The sequence below is a fragment of the Vicinamibacterales bacterium genome (assembly GCA_036496585.1).
In the GTDB taxonomy this organism is placed as follows: Bacteria; Acidobacteriota; Vicinamibacteria; order Vicinamibacterales; family 2-12-FULL-66-21; genus JAICSD01.
Genome location: DASXLB010000022.1, coordinates 1 through 16,928 on the forward strand (window position 1 = coordinate 1; position 16,928 = coordinate 16,928).

Here is a 16,928-nt window from a genome sequence, read left to right on the forward strand (position 1 = left end):
CGCACCTCAGCAATACGCGGTCACACCCTTGACGCGAAGGACGTGGGGGTTTACCCTGCAGATATTCCTGTTAGCTGTTCCAAGCGATAAAGGCGGCCGGACGCGTCTGTCCGGTGCGCAACGCTGCCCGTCGCAGCTGCCGAACTTGGAGTACGTGTATGTCACGAGGTCTCGTTCCGACGCTCTTTGTCACCCTATCCGCCGTACTTTTCTTCAGTCTAGGCAGCTTTCTGGCGACACGCACCGCCGCGGCGGGCGAAAACGATCAGATCGCGGCGCTCCGCGCGGAGCTCGGCGCGCTCAAGCGAGAGCGCGCGCACGAGACCTCCGGCACGGCGGGCCGCTCGACTGAAACCGCGATCGTCGGCGCCATGGACGATCACAGCCGCGCCGCGCTGGTCTCGGAGATCACGCAGCAGTTGAAGAGCGAGATGGGGCTGATGCCGGTCAGCCTGATGCGGCAGCGCCGCCAGAGCTTTGTAGAGCTCTACTCGTACGACGTCACCGGCGCCAGCAATTACGGCACCGCCGGCTATCTCGGCGACGGGTATTTCATCACCGTCAAGCACGCCGTGGTGGCGCTTGGCGACAACGCGAGCGGCCGCCGGATCACGTCCGTGAAGGTCGTCTACGACGGCAAGCAGATTTCCGCCAAGGTCGTCGACACCGGCGACGCGGCGGTCGAGGTCGATCCGGGCGACTGGGCCATTCTGAAGGTGAAGGATCCGGTGGACCTGCCGGCCCTCGACGTCAACCTGCACTTCGGATTCGAGTTCGCCGACTCGATCGTGCGCCTTGGCAACGACTACTCCAAGGGCATCATCCTCTCGACCGGCTACGTCGGGCAGAAGACGTCGAACAACCTGGTGACCTGTCTCACCGACGGTCATCCGGGCGTTTCGGGCGGCGGCGTGCTCAACAACGACGGCGATCTCGTCGGAATCCCGATCGGCCGGATGCAGGGTGACTACCGCTTCTCGTTCATCCTGCCGCTGCGGGCCGAGATGTTCAGGAAGGTTCCGGCGCTGAATTAGCGTCGGACCTCGTCGACTCGCGACTACTTCGGTGAGTGCTTCCGCCGCCACTCCGCCAGACGGCGCCTGACCTCTGACTCGAAGCCGCGGTCGGTCGGCCGGTAGAACGTCCGGCCGCGATGCGCGGGCGGGAGGCACTCCATGTCGGCAGCGACGCCCTCGGCCTCGTCGTGGGCGTACTTGTAGTCCTTGCCGTAGTCGAGCGCCTTCATCAGCTTGGTCGGCGCGTTGCGCAAATGGAGCGGCACCGGCTCGGCGACGTCGGTCTTCGCCGCATCGGCGGCCTCGCCGTAGGCCATGTAGACGGCGTTGCTCTTCGGCGCGGTGGCGAGATAAATCACGGCCTGCGCAAGCGCCGTGTTGCCTTCCGGCATGCCCATGAAGTGCACGGCGTCCTTCGCCGCCACGGAGATCGCGAGCGCCTGCGGATCGGCGTTGCCGACGTCTTCCGACGCGAAGCGGACGACCCGGCGCGCGATGTAGAGCGCATCCTCGCCAGACTCGATCATCCGCGCCAGCCAGTAGACCGACGCGTCTGGATCGCTGTTGCGCATCGACTTGTGCAGCGCCGAGATCAGGTTGTAATGCTCCTCGCCGGTCTTGTCGTAGAGGAGCGCGCGGTTCTGCGCGAGATCGGAGACGAGCGCGAGGTCGATCTCCCGGCCGTCGGCGACTGCCGCCGCCATCTCGAGCATGTTGAGCGCCGTGCGAGCGTCGCCGTTGGCGTAGCGGGCGATGCCGGTGAGCGCCTCCTCGCTCGCCGTGACACGATCGCCGCCGAGTCCGCGCTCAGGGTCGGCGATCGCGCGCCGGAGAATCGTCACCATCGAGCCGAGCGTCAGCGGCTTGAGGACGTGCACCTTCGAGCGCGACAGCAGCGCCGAGTTCACCTCGAACGACGGGTTCTCGGTGGTCGCGCCGATGAGGACGATGTCGCCCGACTCGACGCGCGGCAGGAAAGCATCCTGCTGCGCCTTGTTGAACCGATGGATCTCGTCGATGAACACGATCGTCCGTCGACCGGAGCGCCGCCGCGCGGCCTCCGCTTCGGCCATGACCTCGCGGATTTCCTTGATGCCCGACAGCACGGCGCTGAAGGCGACGAAATGCGCGCGGGTCGCCGTCGCGATCACCCGCGCCAGCGTCGTCTTGCCGGTGCCGGGCGGACCCCAGAGAATGATCGAGCGCAGCCGATCGTGCACGATCGCCTCGCGCAGGGGCCGTCCGGCCCCCAGCAGCGGCTCCTGTCCGACGATGTCGTCGAGCGTGCGCGGGCGCATGCGCTCGGCCAGCGGCGACGCCGGATCGCTGGCGGCCGACGTCTGGGGCGTCGCGGGGGGCGGTTCCTCGTCCGGGAAGAGATCCATCAGGGCTCGTATTGGCGCGACGCTTCGTAGAGGAGCAGCGCGGCAGCCACCGCGACGTTCAGCGACTCGACCGGCGCGCGCATCGGGATCGTCACCGACTCGTGCGCCGCCGACACCATGGCGCCCGACACGCCTGCGCCTTCGGCGCCGAGCACCAGCGCGGTTGGCTGACGGAAGTCGAGTCGCGGCAGCGGCGTACCGCCGCGCGGCACCGCCGCCACCAGCCGCACCCGCCTGTCGCCGGCAGCCGCAATCACGTCCGCCGCGCTGCCGCGCGCCGCGACGGGGAGCCGGAAGGTGCCTCCCATCGCGCCCCGCAGCGCCTTCCAGCCGAATGGATTGGCCGTGCCGTCGATCGCCGCGACGCCGGCGGCGCCGAAGGCCGCGGCGGCCCGCACGATCGCGCCGACATTGCCGGGATCCTGCAGTCCGGCCAGCACAACGACGAGCGGCAGCTGCGATCCGGCGCCGACGGCCGCCGCGAAGACAACGCCGACGTCGGTCGCTCGCGCCCGCGCGATGGCGACGACGCCAGACGGGTGCTCGACGGGGCTGATCGCCGCCAGCACCTGGTCGCTGACCAGAATCGCCCGCCCGCCGCGCGCCTGCACGTCGTCCGCGAGCCGGTGGAGAGGCGCCTGCGCATCGCCCAACTGCCGATCGGAGAACGCCGCGAGCTCGACCGGCACGTCGCAGGCAAGCGCCTCGGCGACGAGATGCTCCCCGTCGAGGAGGATCTCGCCGGCATGGCCGCCGGCCCCGTGCGGCACGCCGCGGCCGATCGGCGCCGCGCTGCGCGAGGCGCGCGCGAGCTCGCGAAAGCGCTTGACGACCGCGTTCTGCCGGCTGCTGACACGCTCCATGTCCTGGCTATTCCGCCGGGTCGGGGGCCGCGATCGTGGGTGCTGTGTCCGGCATCAGGTTTCTGTTAACATTTTGCACGTGAAAGAGCGGATCCTGAAGAAGTTCGAGGAGGAGATCGCACAGCTCGACAAGGAGCTGAAGACCGAGCTGCCTCGTGAGATCAAGCGCGCCCGCGAGCTGGGGGACCTGCGCGAGAACGCCGAGTACCAGGCGGCCAAGGAGCGGCAGCGGCTCGTCGAGTCGCGGATCAGCCTGCTGCAGAAGCGCGTCTCCGAGATTCAGCTGATGAACCTCGAGAAGATCCCGAAGGACAAGGTGGGGTTCGGATCCACGGTGACGCTCAGCGAAGACAACGGCCAGACGATCGTCTACCAGCTGGTGATGCCCGAAGACGCCAACGTCGAGGGCGGCCTGATCTCCACCGCGTCGCCGATCGGCCGCGCGCTCCTGAACCGGGAGACGGGGGACGAGGTCCTCGTCCGCACGCCCAACGGCGCCGAGCGCCATTTCGAGATTACCAAGCTGGTCACGATCCACGACTAGTGAAGTCGAGTCAGTGATCACCACCGACGCGCCCTCCGAGACCACGCGCCCGTACTCGACTCGCTTGCGCACGGCGCTGGTGCTGACCGGCACCGGCACGGCGGGAGCGTATCACGCGGGCGTGCTGCGCGCGCTGCACGAGGCGGGTCTGCGCGTCGACATCGTCGCCGGCCGTGGCATCGGCGCCGTCGCGGCGCTGTTCTCGGCGGTCGACGGCGGCCAGCGTCTGTGGGATCCGGCGGGTCTCTGGAAGCAGGGGCGGCTGGCCAAAGCATATGCGTGGCGTCAACCGTTGCGCGTCGCCGGCTGGGCGCTGGTGGCAGCGGCCGCGCTGCTGGCGGTTCCGCTCGTCGTCTTCGCGTTCGGCATTGTCGCGGCACTGGTGGCGGTGCTGCTGTCGCTGGTGACGCTCGATCGCGCCTCGACGGCCGTCACCTCCGCCTATGCGCGCGGCCTCGACGCGCTCTTCTCCCCATCGGCGCTGCCGACCGTCGTGCCGCGGCTGATCGTCTTGTGCCTGGTGATCGCGGCGGCGGCGCTCGCCGCCGGCGTTGCGGGCGAGGTCTGGCGCGCGCCGGCCCGCCGCCGCACCCGCAACGCTTCGCTCTGGCGCTTGATCGGCGCGCCGTGTTCGACGCGGCTGCTGCTCGATCGGACGGTCGGCGAGCTGTGGAATCTCGTGCGCGGGGCGGCCGCGATTCCGCCGCCGCCGCGTCCCGAGCTGGGACAGCGCTACGCGGATCTGCTGTCGGAGAATCTCGGCCAGCCTGGCTTCCGCGAGCTGCTGGTCGTGACCCATGATCTCGACGCGCGTCAGGATCTTGTCTTCGCGCTGTTGTCCGACGGCTTCCGGCAGCGTTTTTTTGCGCGGCCTGGCGGCGGGGCAGGACGCGCCGCCGAGGCGATCGATCTCGCCGGCGCCGGACGCGATCACCTCATCGACGCGCTCGCCGGCAGCCTCGCGATCCCGATCGCCACCGCGCCGCACCTGGTGCGGCTGGCGGCGGACGGACCGTGGCAGGGGGAGGTTCACCGCACCTGCGACCGAGCCGCCTCGTTGAGACGATTGCTGGAGGAAGTGGCAGCCGCGGGCGCCGAGCAGCTGATCGTGGTCTCGGGGGCGGCGCCGTCGGCCCGGGCCCACGACCTGTCGACCGCCCGTATCGATCCGCGCGGCCGCGCCGCCGAGCAGCTTGCCGCGTTCGAAGCCGCGGATCTGCGCGATGCGCTCGAGCCGGCCGGCGTGTTCGCCAACGTCTACGCGATCCGACCCGGCCACAATCCCGTCGGGCCGCTCGACTTCGCCGGCGTCTACGACGAACGATCGGATCGGCCGTTCGCGGTGGGCGAGCTCGTCGATCGAGGCTACGAGGACGCCTACCGGCAGTTCATCGAGCCGGTGGTGGCGGCCGGGGCCGATCGGCTGGCCGGCGCGGCGGTCCAATCCTGACTTGGCGATCTGACAATCGAGTGTTTCGGTGATTGATAACGAGTGTTTCCGTGATTGATAACGAGTGTTTCCGTGATTGATAAAAAGATGCGCGCTGACACCACGACGGTCCAGGGCTCGCACGGCGCCGATCGCGACGCCGAGCCGCTCACCACGCCGATTTACGAGACGACGACGTTCGTCTTCGACAACGCGGCGCAGGTCACGGCCTACAACGAGGGGCGGTCGAAGAAGTTTATCTATTCCCGTTACGGCAATCCGACCGTCGGCGCGGTGGAAACGACCCTGGCGTCGCTCGAGGGAGCCGACACCGCGCTGCTCTTCGCGAGCGGCATGGCCGCCACGGCGACCGCGCTGCTCGCGCTGCTCGAGAGCGGCGACGAGGTGCTGTGCAGCGCCGCGATCTACGGCGGCACGCTGCACCTGCTGGCGGATCTGTTCCCACGCTACGGCATCCAGCCGCGATTCGTCACGACCGGGGCGCTGCGCGATCCGGACGCCGCGATCGGCGAGCGAACTCGCGTGATGTGGTTCGAGTCGCCAATCAACCCGACGCTGCGCTGCGTCGACGTCGCGGCCATTGCCGCCGCGTGCCGCAGCCGCGGCGTCGTCTCGATCATCGACAATACGTTCGCCAGCCCGATCAACCAGCAGCCGATCGGCATGGGCGTCGATCTCGTCATGCACAGCGTGACCAAGTACCTCAACGGCCACAGCGACGTCACCGCCGGCGCCATCGCCGGGCCGGCGGCGTTGATGGCGAGGATCGAGAAGGCGCGCCGCATGCTGGGAGGCATCGTCGATCCGCAGGCGGCCTACGCGATTGGCCGAGGCCTGAAGACGCTCGCCGTGCGCGTGGAGCGGCACAACGCGAACGCGATGCGCGTCGCGCGCTGGCTCGAGACGCGCAAGGGCAGCGGCGTCGATGAGGTGTATTACCCGGGACTCGAATCGCACCCGGATCACGCGCTGGCGGCGCGCCAGATGCACGGCTACGGCGGCATGGTGTGCGTCGACGTCGGCGGTGGCCAGGCGCGCGCCGAGCGGTTCTTCGACCGCCTGACGGTGTTCAGGCGCGCCGCGAGCCTCGGCGGCGTCGAGAGCCTGTGCAGCCTGCCGGTGCTGACATCGCAGTGGGGGCACACCGATGCGCAGCTGGCTGCGGCCGGGATCACCAGGAGCATGGCGCGCCTCTCGGTTGGTCTCGAGGATCCGCAGGACCTGATCGACGATCTGGAGCAGGCGCTCGCGTGAGGGCGGCCATCCTGGCACTCCTCCTGGCCCGGCTCGCACTGTCAGCACCAGCACCGTCAGCACCCGTGGCGCCCTCAGCCCCCCTGGCACCTCGTCTCGACCATCTCGTGGTCGGAATCCGGAGTCTCGACGAAGGCATCGCGCAGTTCGAGGCTTTGACCGGCGTGAAGCCGTCGTCAGGCGGCAGGCATCCCGGCCGCGGCACCGAGAACGCCGTGGTCTCGCTCGGCGGCGGTTCCTATCTCGAGATCCTGGCGCCGCAGCCCGACGCCAAGCTTGCGGCCGACGATGAACCGCTGCGAGCGTTGCCGCGGCTGACGATCGTGGAATGGGCCGTCGCGGTGCCGGACGTCGATGCCGCGGTCGCTTCTCTGCACGCGGCAGGGTTCGTCACGTCGCCGCCGCAGCCGGGCGCGCGCCTGACGCCGGACGGCGAGCGCCTCGACTGGATGACCTTCAGCCTGGAGGGCGAGCCCATCGACGGCGCACCCTTCTTCATCCGTTGGAGCCCGAACACGCGTCACCCGTCCACGACCGCGCCATCGGGCTGCGGCCTGGAACGGTTCACTGTCGCCGATGCGTCCGCCGATCGTCTGACCGCGATATTGAAGGCGCTCGACGTGAGCGGCGTGACGGTGGCGGGGGCGTCGGGCGCCACACGAATCGCCGCGACGATCGCCTGCGGCGCGAAGCGCGCGACGCTGACGTCGCGGGCCCCTGGTGTATGATTCGCGCATCCTTGAAGCGCTTCGCTAACTGACGCGCCACCAGCCCGATGTCATTAACGGCCGGCACGCGTCTCGGTCCGTACGAGATCATCTCGCACCTGGGCTCGGGCGGCATGGGGGAGGTCTACCGCGCGCGCGACACGCGGCTGAACCGCGAGGTGGCCGTCAAAGTGCTGCCGCCGCTCTTCGCCCAGGATCCCGAGCGCCTGGCGCGGCTCGAGCAGGAGGCGCGGGCCGCCGCGGCGCTGAACGCCCCTGGCATCGTCGCCGTTTACGACATCGGCACCGACACGTCATCGGGACAGCCGCGGCTGTTCGTCGTGATGGAGTTACTCGAGGGGGAGACGCTGCGCGCCCGGCTCGACGGCGGCGCCATGGCTCCGCGCAAGGCTGCCGAGTATGCGGCGCAGATCGCTCTCGCGCTCGACGCCGCGCACACGCGGGGCATCGTGCATCGCGATCTCAAGCCGGACAACCTGTTTCTCACCAGCGACGGCCGGATCAAGGTTCTCGATTTCGGTCTCGCGAAAGTCGCGACCGGATCGAATCCGTCGAGCATGACGACCGGTGTTGGCGCGACAGCGGCCGGCACCGTGCTCGGGACGGTCGGCTACATGGCGCCCGAGCAGGTGCGCGGTGAGCCTGCCGACGGGCGCAGCGACATTTTCGCGCTCGGAGCGACGCTCTACGAAATGCTGACCGGGCGGCGCGCGTTCGTGCGCGACAGCGCGGTCGAAACGATGAACGCCATCCTCAAGGAGGACGTGCCGGAGATCACGCCCGAGACTGGCGCCGCGATTCCCGGCGCGCTGCAGTCGATTCTGTCGCGGTGTCTCGAGAAGGGTCCGGAGGATCGTTTTCACTCGGCGCACGACCTCGCCCTCGCGCTGCAGGCCGCCGGCCGCGGCGGTGCGACCCCGAGCGGCGCCGAGCGCGCCGTCGTCGCGCGGAGCGGACCGCGTCTCGGACTGCTGGTAGGCATCGCTGGCGTGACGGCCGGCGTGGCCGGTGTGGCGCTGGCGATGGCGCGGCCATCCCGGACGCCGGCCGGGCCTGCCGTCGTCTCGGTGCGTCAGCTGACCGAGCTGCCGGGAGCCGAGCTGAACCCGGACGTCTCTCCGGACGGCCGGCAGGTCATCTACGCCTCCGCGGCGTCAGGCAACCTCGATCTGTATCTGCTGCGCGCGGGCGGCGGCCACGCCATCGACCTGACGCCGAATTCGCCGACCGCCGACAGCCAGGGCGCGTTCTCGCCCGACGGGGAGCGCATTGCGTTTCGATCGGATCGCGACGGCGGCGGCATCTTCGTGATGGGAGCCACGGGTGAATCCGTGCGTCGTGTCACGACGGTCGGGTTCGATCCCCGCTGGTCGCCCGACGGCAAGCGCCTGGCCTACGCGAGCGAGGCCGTTGACGATCCGTACTCGCGCCTGGTGCGGTCGGAGCTCTGGATCGCCGACGTCGAATCGGGGGAAACCAGAAAGCTGTGGGCGGGGGACGGCGTGCAGCCGGCCTGGTCGCCGTCCGGCACCCGGATCGCGTTCTGGGCCAGCACGCGCGGGCAGCGGGACATCTGGACCATCGCGGTGGCCGGCGGCGCGCCGCGCGCCGTCACCGCTGACACCGCCACCGACTGGGCGCCCGAGTGGTCGCCCGACGGCCGCTGGCTGTACTTCGTCAGCGACCGTGCCGGCAGCCCGAATCTCTGGCGGGTCGCGATCGATCAGCAGTCTGGCGCCGTCTTGGGAGACCCCGAGGCCGTGACCAACGGCACCCGATCGATGGGCGTGGCGCGGTTCGCGCGCGACGGGGCTCGCATGGTCATGACGGCCGTCGATCGCACGTTCGAGCTGTCTCTCTATGATTTCGATCCCGCCCAGCCAGATCGGATCGGCAAGCCTCGTTCGACGATCCACAGTCCGTCGCTCGGCTGGTGCCAGCCGTCGGCGACAGCCGAGTGGCTCGCGTGTACCAGCCGATCCGGCCACGAAGATATCGTCCTGATGCGGCCCGACGGGAGCGAGACTCGGCGACTGACTGACGACGCCGTCAGGGATCGCCTGCCGAATTGGTCACCCGACGATCGTACGGTCGCCTTCATGTCGGCGCGCTCGGGCGAGTGGCAGCTCTGGTCGATAGCCGTGGATGGCTCGGGCCTCCGCCAATTGACGGAGTTCCCGGCGGGAGTGCTCTGGGCTGTCTGGTCGCCGGATGGCCGGCGCATGACGACCACCGGCAAGGACGACCTGCGTTTCTTCGATCCCGCGCGGACGACGTCGGCGGCCGAAGCGGAGGTGGTGCCGGCCCCGCCTTTCACGGGCGTCGATACCTGGTCGTCGGACGGGCGGCTGCTGGCGGGCTCACTCAGTGATGCCGGCGGAGAGCCGATCGCCCTCATGGTGTGGGACGCCGCCACGAAAAAACTGTTGCGTCAGATCCGGATGCCGTTGTCCCGCGCGTCGGCCCGCAACGCCTCGTTCGTCAGCGGCACGCACAACCTGATCACCCAGACACCCGACGGTGTGACGCTCGCCGACGCCGACACCGGTCAGTGGCGGGTGATCCTGAAGAGCGCGATGCCGCTCGCGACGCGTATGAGCGGCGACGGACGGACACTGCTCATCGAGCGGCCGCGCCTCGAGTCGGATCTCTGGCTGATGGAACTGAAGTAGAAGACAGACGCTGGCGGCCGGCGGCTATGTTCAGCGCGCGATGGACAGCTTTTTCTCGACGGCGGGCTCGTGCAGGAACTGGTCGGCCATCTCGGCGAGCCGTGCCGTGATCGCCGGTCCGTCGAGACTGCCGAACTTGCCGACGAAGCGATCCCGCGGCACCACCGCCTTGGCCATGGCGCGATGGCCGCCGGCCGATCCGATGTCGGCGAACCACCGCTTCACGAACTCGCCGGCGTTACGCGAGTAGCCCAGGTTGCGGACGCTGACGATCAGCGTCTGGCCGACGAAGCCGGCGATGATCGTCCACTTCACGTCCTCGAGCTGCAGGAAGAAGTCGGCCGTGTAGGGGATGAAGTCCTCGCGCGGCGCGTCGCCGACGAACGCCGTGAACACCTGATCGCGCAGGATGCCACCGGCGCTGGCGCGGGTCACGTACTCGAGCCGCTCGAGCGTGATTTCCGCCCCTTCCATCTTGCGGATGAGCGCCGCGTCGGCGAGCGGATAGAGGAACGTGAACGCCTCGAGATCGACGCGATTGGTGTGACGAGCGAAGAACAGCGTGTCGGACTTGATCGCGTAGAGCATCGCCGTGGCCGTGCGCTCGGAGATGTTGACGTCGACGGCGCGCAGGTGTTCGGTGAGGATCGTCGAGGTGGATCCGTAGTCGGCGCGGATATCCTTGAAGACGGCGCTGTAGCCGGGCTGCTCGGGATGATGATCGACGACGAGGTGCGCGCTGTCGAGGAGGCCGCCGAAGTAGTGCGGCTGGACGTCGACCGTCGCGATACGATCGAAGCTCGCGAACGAGTCCGGCGTAATCTGCTCGACCTGGATGTCGAGCATGTTGGCCATTCGCAGGTTCTCGGGACGCGTCACTCCCTGCATCGCGCCGATGATCGCGGTGGTCTTGGTCCGGCGCAGCAGGTTGCGGAGCGCCAGGCCGCTCGCCAGCGCGTCGGGATCGGGATCGTTGTGCAGAAGGATGAGGACGCGCGCGGCGTCGTTGAAGTAGCGCTGGTACTGCTGCACGCGGGCCCGCGTCATCGAGCGGCTCAGCTCGGTGACCAGCGTCGGCCGCAGCAGCTCCGGCAGATCGAGGTGGGTGATCTCGGCCGTCTCCTCGCCGCGACCGTTGGCCCCTCGCTTGCCTGTATGCAGGACGTAGATGAGCGTCCCTCCGGCGTCGCGGATGGCGTCGAGGGTCTTCCTGATGCTGCGGCGGCCGGTGTCCTGGACGATGAAGCAGGTGTTCGGGGAGATGTCGGCTTTCAGGTAGGTATCGACGCGCTTGGGGTCGCCGGCGGTGACTTCGATGCCGGCCTCGTGGAGGCGGCGCGCGAGCGGCCGGCTTTCCACAAGGAAATCGACCTCGAAGCTCGGTAACAGGACGTCGTCGAGCGATCGGATGACCAGTTCATCCTGACAGATGGCCAGCACGCGCACGTCAGATCACACCTTTGGGCCGAGGCACGCCAAACCAGTAGTATACGCCTACCTGCTGGCGCTCGCCGTCGTGGGGCACGAGATGGAGGGGACGGGAATGGGGTTGGGGCAGCCGGCACCCGTCCAAAGTCCCTGTGTCTCCTGTCAGGTCCTGAGCGTGAGCGCGGACGAGGTGGCGGCCCTCCCGGATCACCTCGCCGGGGTCACGGTCGCGGTCCGACCCGGCCGAGGTGAAACGGAAACGGCGGCTCTGGCCGCGGTAGCCCGCCGCGGCGCGCGGGGCGCGCTGCACTTTCGCGATGTTCCGGCGGAAGCCGATGCGGCGCTCGCCGCCGACGCCGCGCTGCTCGTGTTCGAGCCCGCGCCGGGCGAGCCCGACGACCTCGCCTTCCGGCTGAAACGGGCATTGGCCGCCGCGCGTGGACGGCATCCTGAGTCTCGGCTGCTGGTGGCGGCTTCGCCGGCGCAGACCGCCGCGCTGCACCAGCGAGGGCTCGACGCCTATGTCGACGGGTTCATTCCCCCCTCGACCGCCATCGCGGCTCCGGAAGAGCTGCTGGCTCTCACGTCCGGCGGCATCGTTGTCCGCGAGCTGCCTCGGGATCCCGCCACCGCGGCGCGCATCGCGGGGGAGGCGGCATCGCTCGGCGAGTGGTTCCCTGCCGGACTGGTGGCGGCTGGCGATCGTCCGCTCTCCTGCGGCGGCCGGCCGATTGCGGCGTTCCTCAATCCCGAGACGCTCGACCTGTCCGGCGTCAGCCGCGCGTGTCCTGCCTCCGACGTCGTCACCGGCGACATCGTCGGCGCGACCGCCGAGCGCCGCGACGTTGGCGGCCTGTCGGCGTTCCTGCTGCGGGCAGATGTCGCGGCCAGCGACCGCTTCGCCGATCGGATCACGGTCGGGGCTGCCCGCGCCTTGACGGCCGAGGAGGTCGTCGCCCGCCATCAGGCCGCCGCGACCCGACAGGCGTCCGCCGTCCAGCGCGAGATCGCCGACGGCCGGCTCACGCTGACGTTCGAGGCGCCGACGTTCGTGGCCCCCGTCACGATCACCTCGCAGACGACGGTCTACCGCGATGGGACGCAGGTCGACCTGCGCCAGCGCGACATTCGCGTCAACGGCGTGGCCCTGCAGCCGCAGCGCGGCGTGCCGCGCCTGCCGATCATCGAACCCGAGCGCGCCGCCGCGTTGCCGCTCACCATCACCCTCACCGACGTGTACCGCTATACGCGCGAAGCGGACCAGACGCTCGAGGGCCGGCGCTGTTACGTAATCACATTCACGCCGCGTCGGAACGGGAAGTCGCTCTTCTCGGGCCGCGCGTGGATCGACGAGCAGACGTTCGGGATGGTGCGCGTCGCGGCGGCGCAGACCGGCCTCGACGGACCCATCCGGGTATCCGAGCAGACCGACACGTTCGCGCCAGATCCGGCCGGCCGCTGGCTGCTCGCGCGCTCGGAGATCCACCAGACCTATGAAGGGGCGAGCATCCGGACGCCGATTCACCGGCTGCTGGAGCTGGGTGAGCACGACGTCAATCCGCCCGACTTCATCGCGCGCCGAGCGGCGGCCTATTCGTCGGCTGACGTGATGCTGCGCGACACACCCGACGGCCTGCGTTACCTCGAGAGGCCGTCCCGCCGCCCGCCGCCCGCCGCCGAGAGCTCCAAGCCGGAGGCTGGACGGCCTGAGCCCGATGCGGCAGGCCGCCAGCTTGCGGCGCCCGTCACGCACATCCGAACGGTGGCCGCCGGCGTCATCGTCGATCCGAACATCACGCAGCCGCTGCCGTTCGCGGGACTGAGCTACGTCGATTTCGACCTGTGGCACACCGGAGCGCAGTTCAGCGGCTTCTTCGGCGGCAGCTACGCGCAGGCGTCCTTCTCGCTGCCGTCAGTCGGCGGCAGCCGGTGGCAGATTGCCGGACGAGGGCTGGCAATCGGGGCGGCCTACAACGACCGCGCGTTCGTCGCAGGCCGGGAGGTTTATACGCGCGACATCGAGCAGCGCCCGGCGCAGGCGGCAGTCTGGGGGCTGCGGCCGATCGGATCGCGCGCCGCGATCCGGCTCGAGTACGACTGGGACTACACCCGATTCACACGCGGCAGCGAGACCGACCCGGCCTTCGTCATGCCGCGCAACCAGAATGCGCACGGTCTCGGCGCCAGCCTCGAGTTGCAGCGGGCCGGCTGGCATACCTCGCTATGGGCCAGCCACACCCGGCGTGTCGGCTGGGAGCCGTGGGGAATTCCCGGTTCAGACGAAGACGTCGTGCCTCAGTCGTCGTTCCAGCGAGGCGGTGTCGGCGTATTCCGCACGACGGCGCTGTCGCCGCGCGTGACGACGCGGATCGACGGCGCGATCGTGACCGGCCGCGGTCTCGATCGGTTCAGCCGCTCGAGCTTCGGGACCTTCGACAACCGGCTGCACGGGTATCCGTCGGCGCTGATTCGCTACGATCGCGGCGCCGTGCTGCGGACGGCCGTGAGCTGGGCGGCTGCCCCAGCCGTGCGGCTCGACGGGTTCGCCGACACGGCCGCCGTCCACGACCCCGGGTTCGGCGGCGGGCTGCGTAACTACACCGGGTTTGGCGCGGCCCTCGAGTGTCCGGCGCCGTTCGGCACGCTCTTCTCCGTCGAGTGGGGCTACGGCGTGCGGGGACTCAACGCCGACGGCACGCGCGGCACCCACGTCCTGAGGATCTCAGGCTACAAGGTATTTTGACCGGGGGAAGCCCGCGCCCGCCATCCTCGCCGTGGTACGATCTCAGGTTCGATGGCCTCCAAGTACGACCACTTCGAACTCGTCACCGACTTCGAGCTCAGAGGCGACCAGGCGCGCGCCATCGACGAGCTTGTGGACGGGCTGAACCGCGGCGACCACGCGCAGGTCCTGCTCGGCGTCACCGGCTCGGGCAAGACGTTCAGCATGGCGCAGACCATCGCGCGGGTGAACCGCCCGACCCTCGTGATGGCTCACAACAAGACGCTGGCGGCGCAGCTCTACCAGGAGTTCCGACGCTTCTTTCCCAACAACGCGGTCGAGTACTTCGTCAGCTACTACGACTACTACCAGCCGGAAGCCTACGTTCCGACTACCGACTCGTACATCGAGAAGGAAGCGACGATCAACGACGAGATCGACCGGATGCGGCTGTCGGCCACACGGTCGCTGTTCGAGCGCCGCGACGTCATCATCGTCGCCAGCGTCTCGTGCATCTACGGTCTCGGGTCGCCCGAGGCCTATTACGGGATGATGCTGCCGCTCGAGCGCGGGCAGCGGATCGACCGCGATCAGATCCTCCGCAGGCTGGTCGAGATCCAGTACGACAGGAACGACCACAGCTTCGAGCGTGGCGTCTTCCGCGTCCGCGGCGACATCGTCGAGGTGTATCTCTCGTACGAAGAGACGGCGCTGCGGATCGAGCTCTTCGGCGACGAGGTCGACGAGCTGAGCACGTTCGACCCACTGACCGGCAAGCTGCTGCGCCGGCACGACAAGGTGGCGGTCTACCCCAAGACGCATTTCGTCGCGCCGCGCGAGCGGACCAAGGCCGCGGTCGAGACGATCAAGGCGGAGCTCGAGTGGTACCGCGGCGGGCTGGAATCGGAAGGCAAGGTGCTCGAAGCGCACCGGTTGCATCAGCGGACGATGTTCGATCTCGAGATGATTAAAGAGATCGGCTATTGCCACGGGATCGAGAATTACGCACGCCACCTGACCGGACGCGCGCCGGGCGATCCGCCGCCGACGCTGCTCGACTACCTGCCGCCCGACTCGCTGACGATCGTCGACGAGAGCCATCAGACCGTTCCTCAGGTCCGCGGCATGTATCACGGCGACCGGTCGCGCAAAGAGGTCCTGGTCGCCTACGGCTTCCGCCTGCCTTCGGCGCTCGACAACCGGCCGCTCAACTTCGAGGAGTGGGAAACGCGGGTCAAGCAGGTGCTCTACGTGTCGGCGACGCCGGGTCCGTACGAATTGCGGCAGGCGGGGGGCGCCGTGGTCGAGCAGATCATCCGGCCGACCGGCCTGGTCGATCCGATGATCGACGTGCGTCCGGTGAAGGGGCAGGTCGACGACTTGCTGGCCGAGATCCGCGACCGTGCCGGCCGCGGCGAGCGCGTGCTGGTGACGACGCTCACCAAGCGGATGGCGGAGGACCTGACGCAGTACTACCAGGAGCTGGGGGTCAAGGTCCGCTACCTGCACTCCGACATCGACACGCTCGAGCGGATCGAGATCCTGCGCGATCTGCGCCGCGGCATCTTCGACGTCCTGGTCGGGATCAATCTGCTGCGCGAGGGGCTCGACCTGCCGGAGGTATCGCTGGTGGCGATCCTGGATGCCGACAAGGAAGGATTCCTGCGCTCCGCCGGCTCGCTCATCCAGACCATCGGCCGTGCCGCCCGCAACGTCAACGGACGGGCGATCATGTATGCCGACCACGTCACCGACTCGATGCGCACGGCGCTCGCCGAGACCGACCGCCGCCGCGGCATTCAGGAGGCCTACAACCGCGAACACGGGATCACTCCGGCATCGATCGTGAAGAGCATCGATGAGGTCATGACGAGTGTGTACGAGCGCGACTATGTCACGGTCGGCACGACCGCCGACGAGGCGGGGCAGTTCAGGACGCATGCGGAGCTGGAGGCGTTCGTGGCCGGGCTGCAGGCGCAGATGAAGGCGGCGGCCGCCAACCTCGAGTTCGAGAAGGCGGCGGGGCTGCGCGACCGCATCAAGCAATTGAAGAGCCGGGATCTCGGGCTGGCCGGGAGCCGCCGCTAGCGTGGGAGGCGGATTTCAGGACTGGGCGAAAGACGCCCTCCTCGAGGTCCAGGAGTATGTGCGCCTGCTCGGCCGAGTCGTACGCGGCGCGGTATCGCAGCCGTTCTATTACCGCGACCTGATCCAGCAGTTCGACCAGATCGGCGCAGGGTCGCTGACCGTCGTGCTGCTCGCTGGCTTCTTTACCGGCATGGTGCTCGCACTCAATTCCGGCATCACGCTCGACCAGTTCGGCGCGCGTTCGATGGTCGGGCGGTTGATCAGCGCGTCGATGGTGAAGGAACTCGGGCCGGTGCTGAGCGGGTTGATGGTGTCGGGACGCGTCGGCTCGGGGATCGCGGCCGAACTCGGCTCCATGCAGGTGACCGATCAGATCGCGGCGCTGCGCGCGCTCGGTACTGATCCGGTCCGCAAGCTGGTGGTACCGCGGGTGCTGGCCGGCGTGGCGATGATGCCGCTGCTGAGCATTCTTGCGACGGGGATCGGCATGGTCGGCGGATGGATCGTCTCGCTGCTGCAGTTCCACGTCGCGAGCACGATCTACTGGACGGCGGTGGTCAACGGGCTCTACATCCAGGATGTGTGGATGGGCGTCATCAAGCCGATCTTCCTCGGTTTCACCATCGCCACCGTGGCCTGCCACGTTGGCATGCGGACGACCGGCGGCACTCAGGGCGTGGGCGACGCCACCAAACTCGCGGTGGTCGCCAGCTCGGTGGCGGTGATCGCGGTCGATTTCATGGTGACGAAGGTCATGATCGTGCTGCTCTATTGAACC

12 protein-coding genes are annotated in these 16,928 nt (G+C 68.8%); 9 read left to right on the forward strand and 3 right to left on the reverse strand.

The genetic code is table 11. The annotated features are described in order from the left end of the window. The first annotated feature begins 158 nt into the window (after positions 1 to 158). On the forward strand, positions 159 to 1,034 hold the full coding sequence (locus VGI12_06780) for a serine protease (GenBank protein ID HEY2432363.1): 876 nt from the start codon (positions 159 to 161) through the stop codon (positions 1,032 to 1,034). Positions 1,035 to 1,057: 23 nt separating this feature from the next. Here the strand turns inward: VGI12_06780 and VGI12_06785 are convergent, their stop codons facing one another. Then, the gene (locus tag VGI12_06785; GenBank protein ID HEY2432364.1) at positions 1,058 to 2,401 is read right to left on the reverse strand and encodes a replication-associated recombination protein A; all 1,344 of its coding nucleotides are present in this window, start codon (positions 2,399 to 2,401) and stop codon (positions 1,058 to 1,060) included. Next, positions 2,401 to 3,264, reverse strand: a complete 864-nt coding sequence (locus tag VGI12_06790) for an RNA methyltransferase (protein ID HEY2432365.1) — start codon at positions 3,262 to 3,264, stop codon at positions 2,401 to 2,403. The genes VGI12_06785 and VGI12_06790 overlap by 1 nt, the downstream gene beginning before the upstream one ends. Before the next feature lie 79 nt (positions 3,265 to 3,343). Between VGI12_06790 and greA the strand changes: the two genes are divergently transcribed. The 5 genes from greA to VGI12_06815 all read left to right on the forward strand — a co-directional run bounded on the left by greA (position 3,344) and on the right by VGI12_06815 (position 9,912). Further along, positions 3,344 to 3,808 (forward strand): transcription elongation factor GreA, encoded by a 465-nt coding sequence (gene greA / locus VGI12_06795; GenBank protein ID HEY2432366.1) that lies wholly within the window; start codon positions 3,344 to 3,346, stop codon positions 3,806 to 3,808. 13 nt (positions 3,809 to 3,821) lie between these two features. Further along, on the forward strand, positions 3,822 to 5,258 hold the full coding sequence (locus tag VGI12_06800; protein HEY2432367.1) for a patatin-like phospholipase family protein: 1,437 nt from the start codon (positions 3,822 to 3,824) through the stop codon (positions 5,256 to 5,258). Between the two features lie 87 nt (positions 5,259 to 5,345). Then, positions 5,346 to 6,512, forward strand: coding sequence for an aminotransferase class I/II-fold pyridoxal phosphate-dependent enzyme (locus tag VGI12_06805; protein ID HEY2432368.1), 1,167 nt, complete (start codon positions 5,346 to 5,348; stop codon positions 6,510 to 6,512). 65 nt (positions 6,513 to 6,577) lie between these two features. Continuing rightward, positions 6,578 to 7,240: a VOC family protein gene (locus VGI12_06810; protein HEY2432369.1), complete on the forward strand. Its 663-nt coding sequence runs from the start codon at positions 6,578 to 6,580 to the stop codon at positions 7,238 to 7,240. A 47-nt stretch (positions 7,241 to 7,287) separates the two neighbouring features. Next, positions 7,288 to 9,912: a protein kinase gene (locus VGI12_06815; protein ID HEY2432370.1), complete on the forward strand. Its 2,625-nt coding sequence runs from the start codon at positions 7,288 to 7,290 to the stop codon at positions 9,910 to 9,912. Positions 9,913 to 9,942: 30 nt separating this feature from the next. Here the strand turns inward: VGI12_06815 and VGI12_06820 are convergent, their stop codons facing one another. Beyond that, complete coding sequence (locus VGI12_06820; protein ID HEY2432371.1) at positions 9,943 to 11,358, reverse strand: DHH family phosphoesterase; 1,416 nt, start codon at positions 11,356 to 11,358, stop codon at positions 9,943 to 9,945. A 157-nt stretch (positions 11,359 to 11,515) separates the two neighbouring features. Between VGI12_06820 and VGI12_06825 the strand changes: the two genes are divergently transcribed. The 3 genes from VGI12_06825 to VGI12_06835 are packed head-to-tail and all read left to right on the forward strand — an operon-like array spanning position 11,516 to position 16,925. Next, positions 11,516 to 14,083, forward strand: coding sequence for a hypothetical protein (locus VGI12_06825; GenBank protein HEY2432372.1), 2,568 nt, complete (start codon positions 11,516 to 11,518; stop codon positions 14,081 to 14,083). Positions 14,084 to 14,134: 51 nt separating this feature from the next. After that, entirely contained in the window at positions 14,135 to 16,150 is a 2,016-nt protein-coding gene (gene uvrB / locus VGI12_06830) for an excinuclease ABC subunit UvrB (GenBank protein HEY2432373.1), read from the forward strand. Between the two features lies 1 nt (position 16,151). Beyond that, entirely contained in the window at positions 16,152 to 16,925 is a 774-nt protein-coding gene (locus tag VGI12_06835) for an ABC transporter permease (protein ID HEY2432374.1), read from the forward strand. Positions 16,926 to 16,928: the final 3 nt, after the last annotated feature.

Bases quoted from the DNA above. Each gene is read 5' to 3' on its own strand.
- VGI12_06780 (HEY2432363.1), top strand. From the start codon at position 159: ATGTCACGAGGTCTCGTTCCGACGCTCTTTGTCACCCTATCCGCCGTA.
- VGI12_06785 (HEY2432364.1), bottom strand. From the start codon at position 2,401: ATGGATCTCTTCCCGGACGAGGAACCGCCCCCCGCGACGCCCCAGACG.
- VGI12_06790 (HEY2432365.1), bottom strand. From the start codon at position 3,264: ATGGAGCGTGTCAGCAGCCGGCAGAACGCGGTCGTCAAGCGCTTTCGC.
- VGI12_06805 (HEY2432368.1), top strand. From the start codon at position 5,346: ATGCGCGCTGACACCACGACGGTCCAGGGCTCGCACGGCGCCGATCGC.
- VGI12_06815 (HEY2432370.1), top strand. From the start codon at position 7,288: ATGTCATTAACGGCCGGCACGCGTCTCGGTCCGTACGAGATCATCTCG.
- uvrB (HEY2432373.1), top strand. From the start codon at position 14,135: ATGGCCTCCAAGTACGACCACTTCGAACTCGTCACCGACTTCGAGCTC.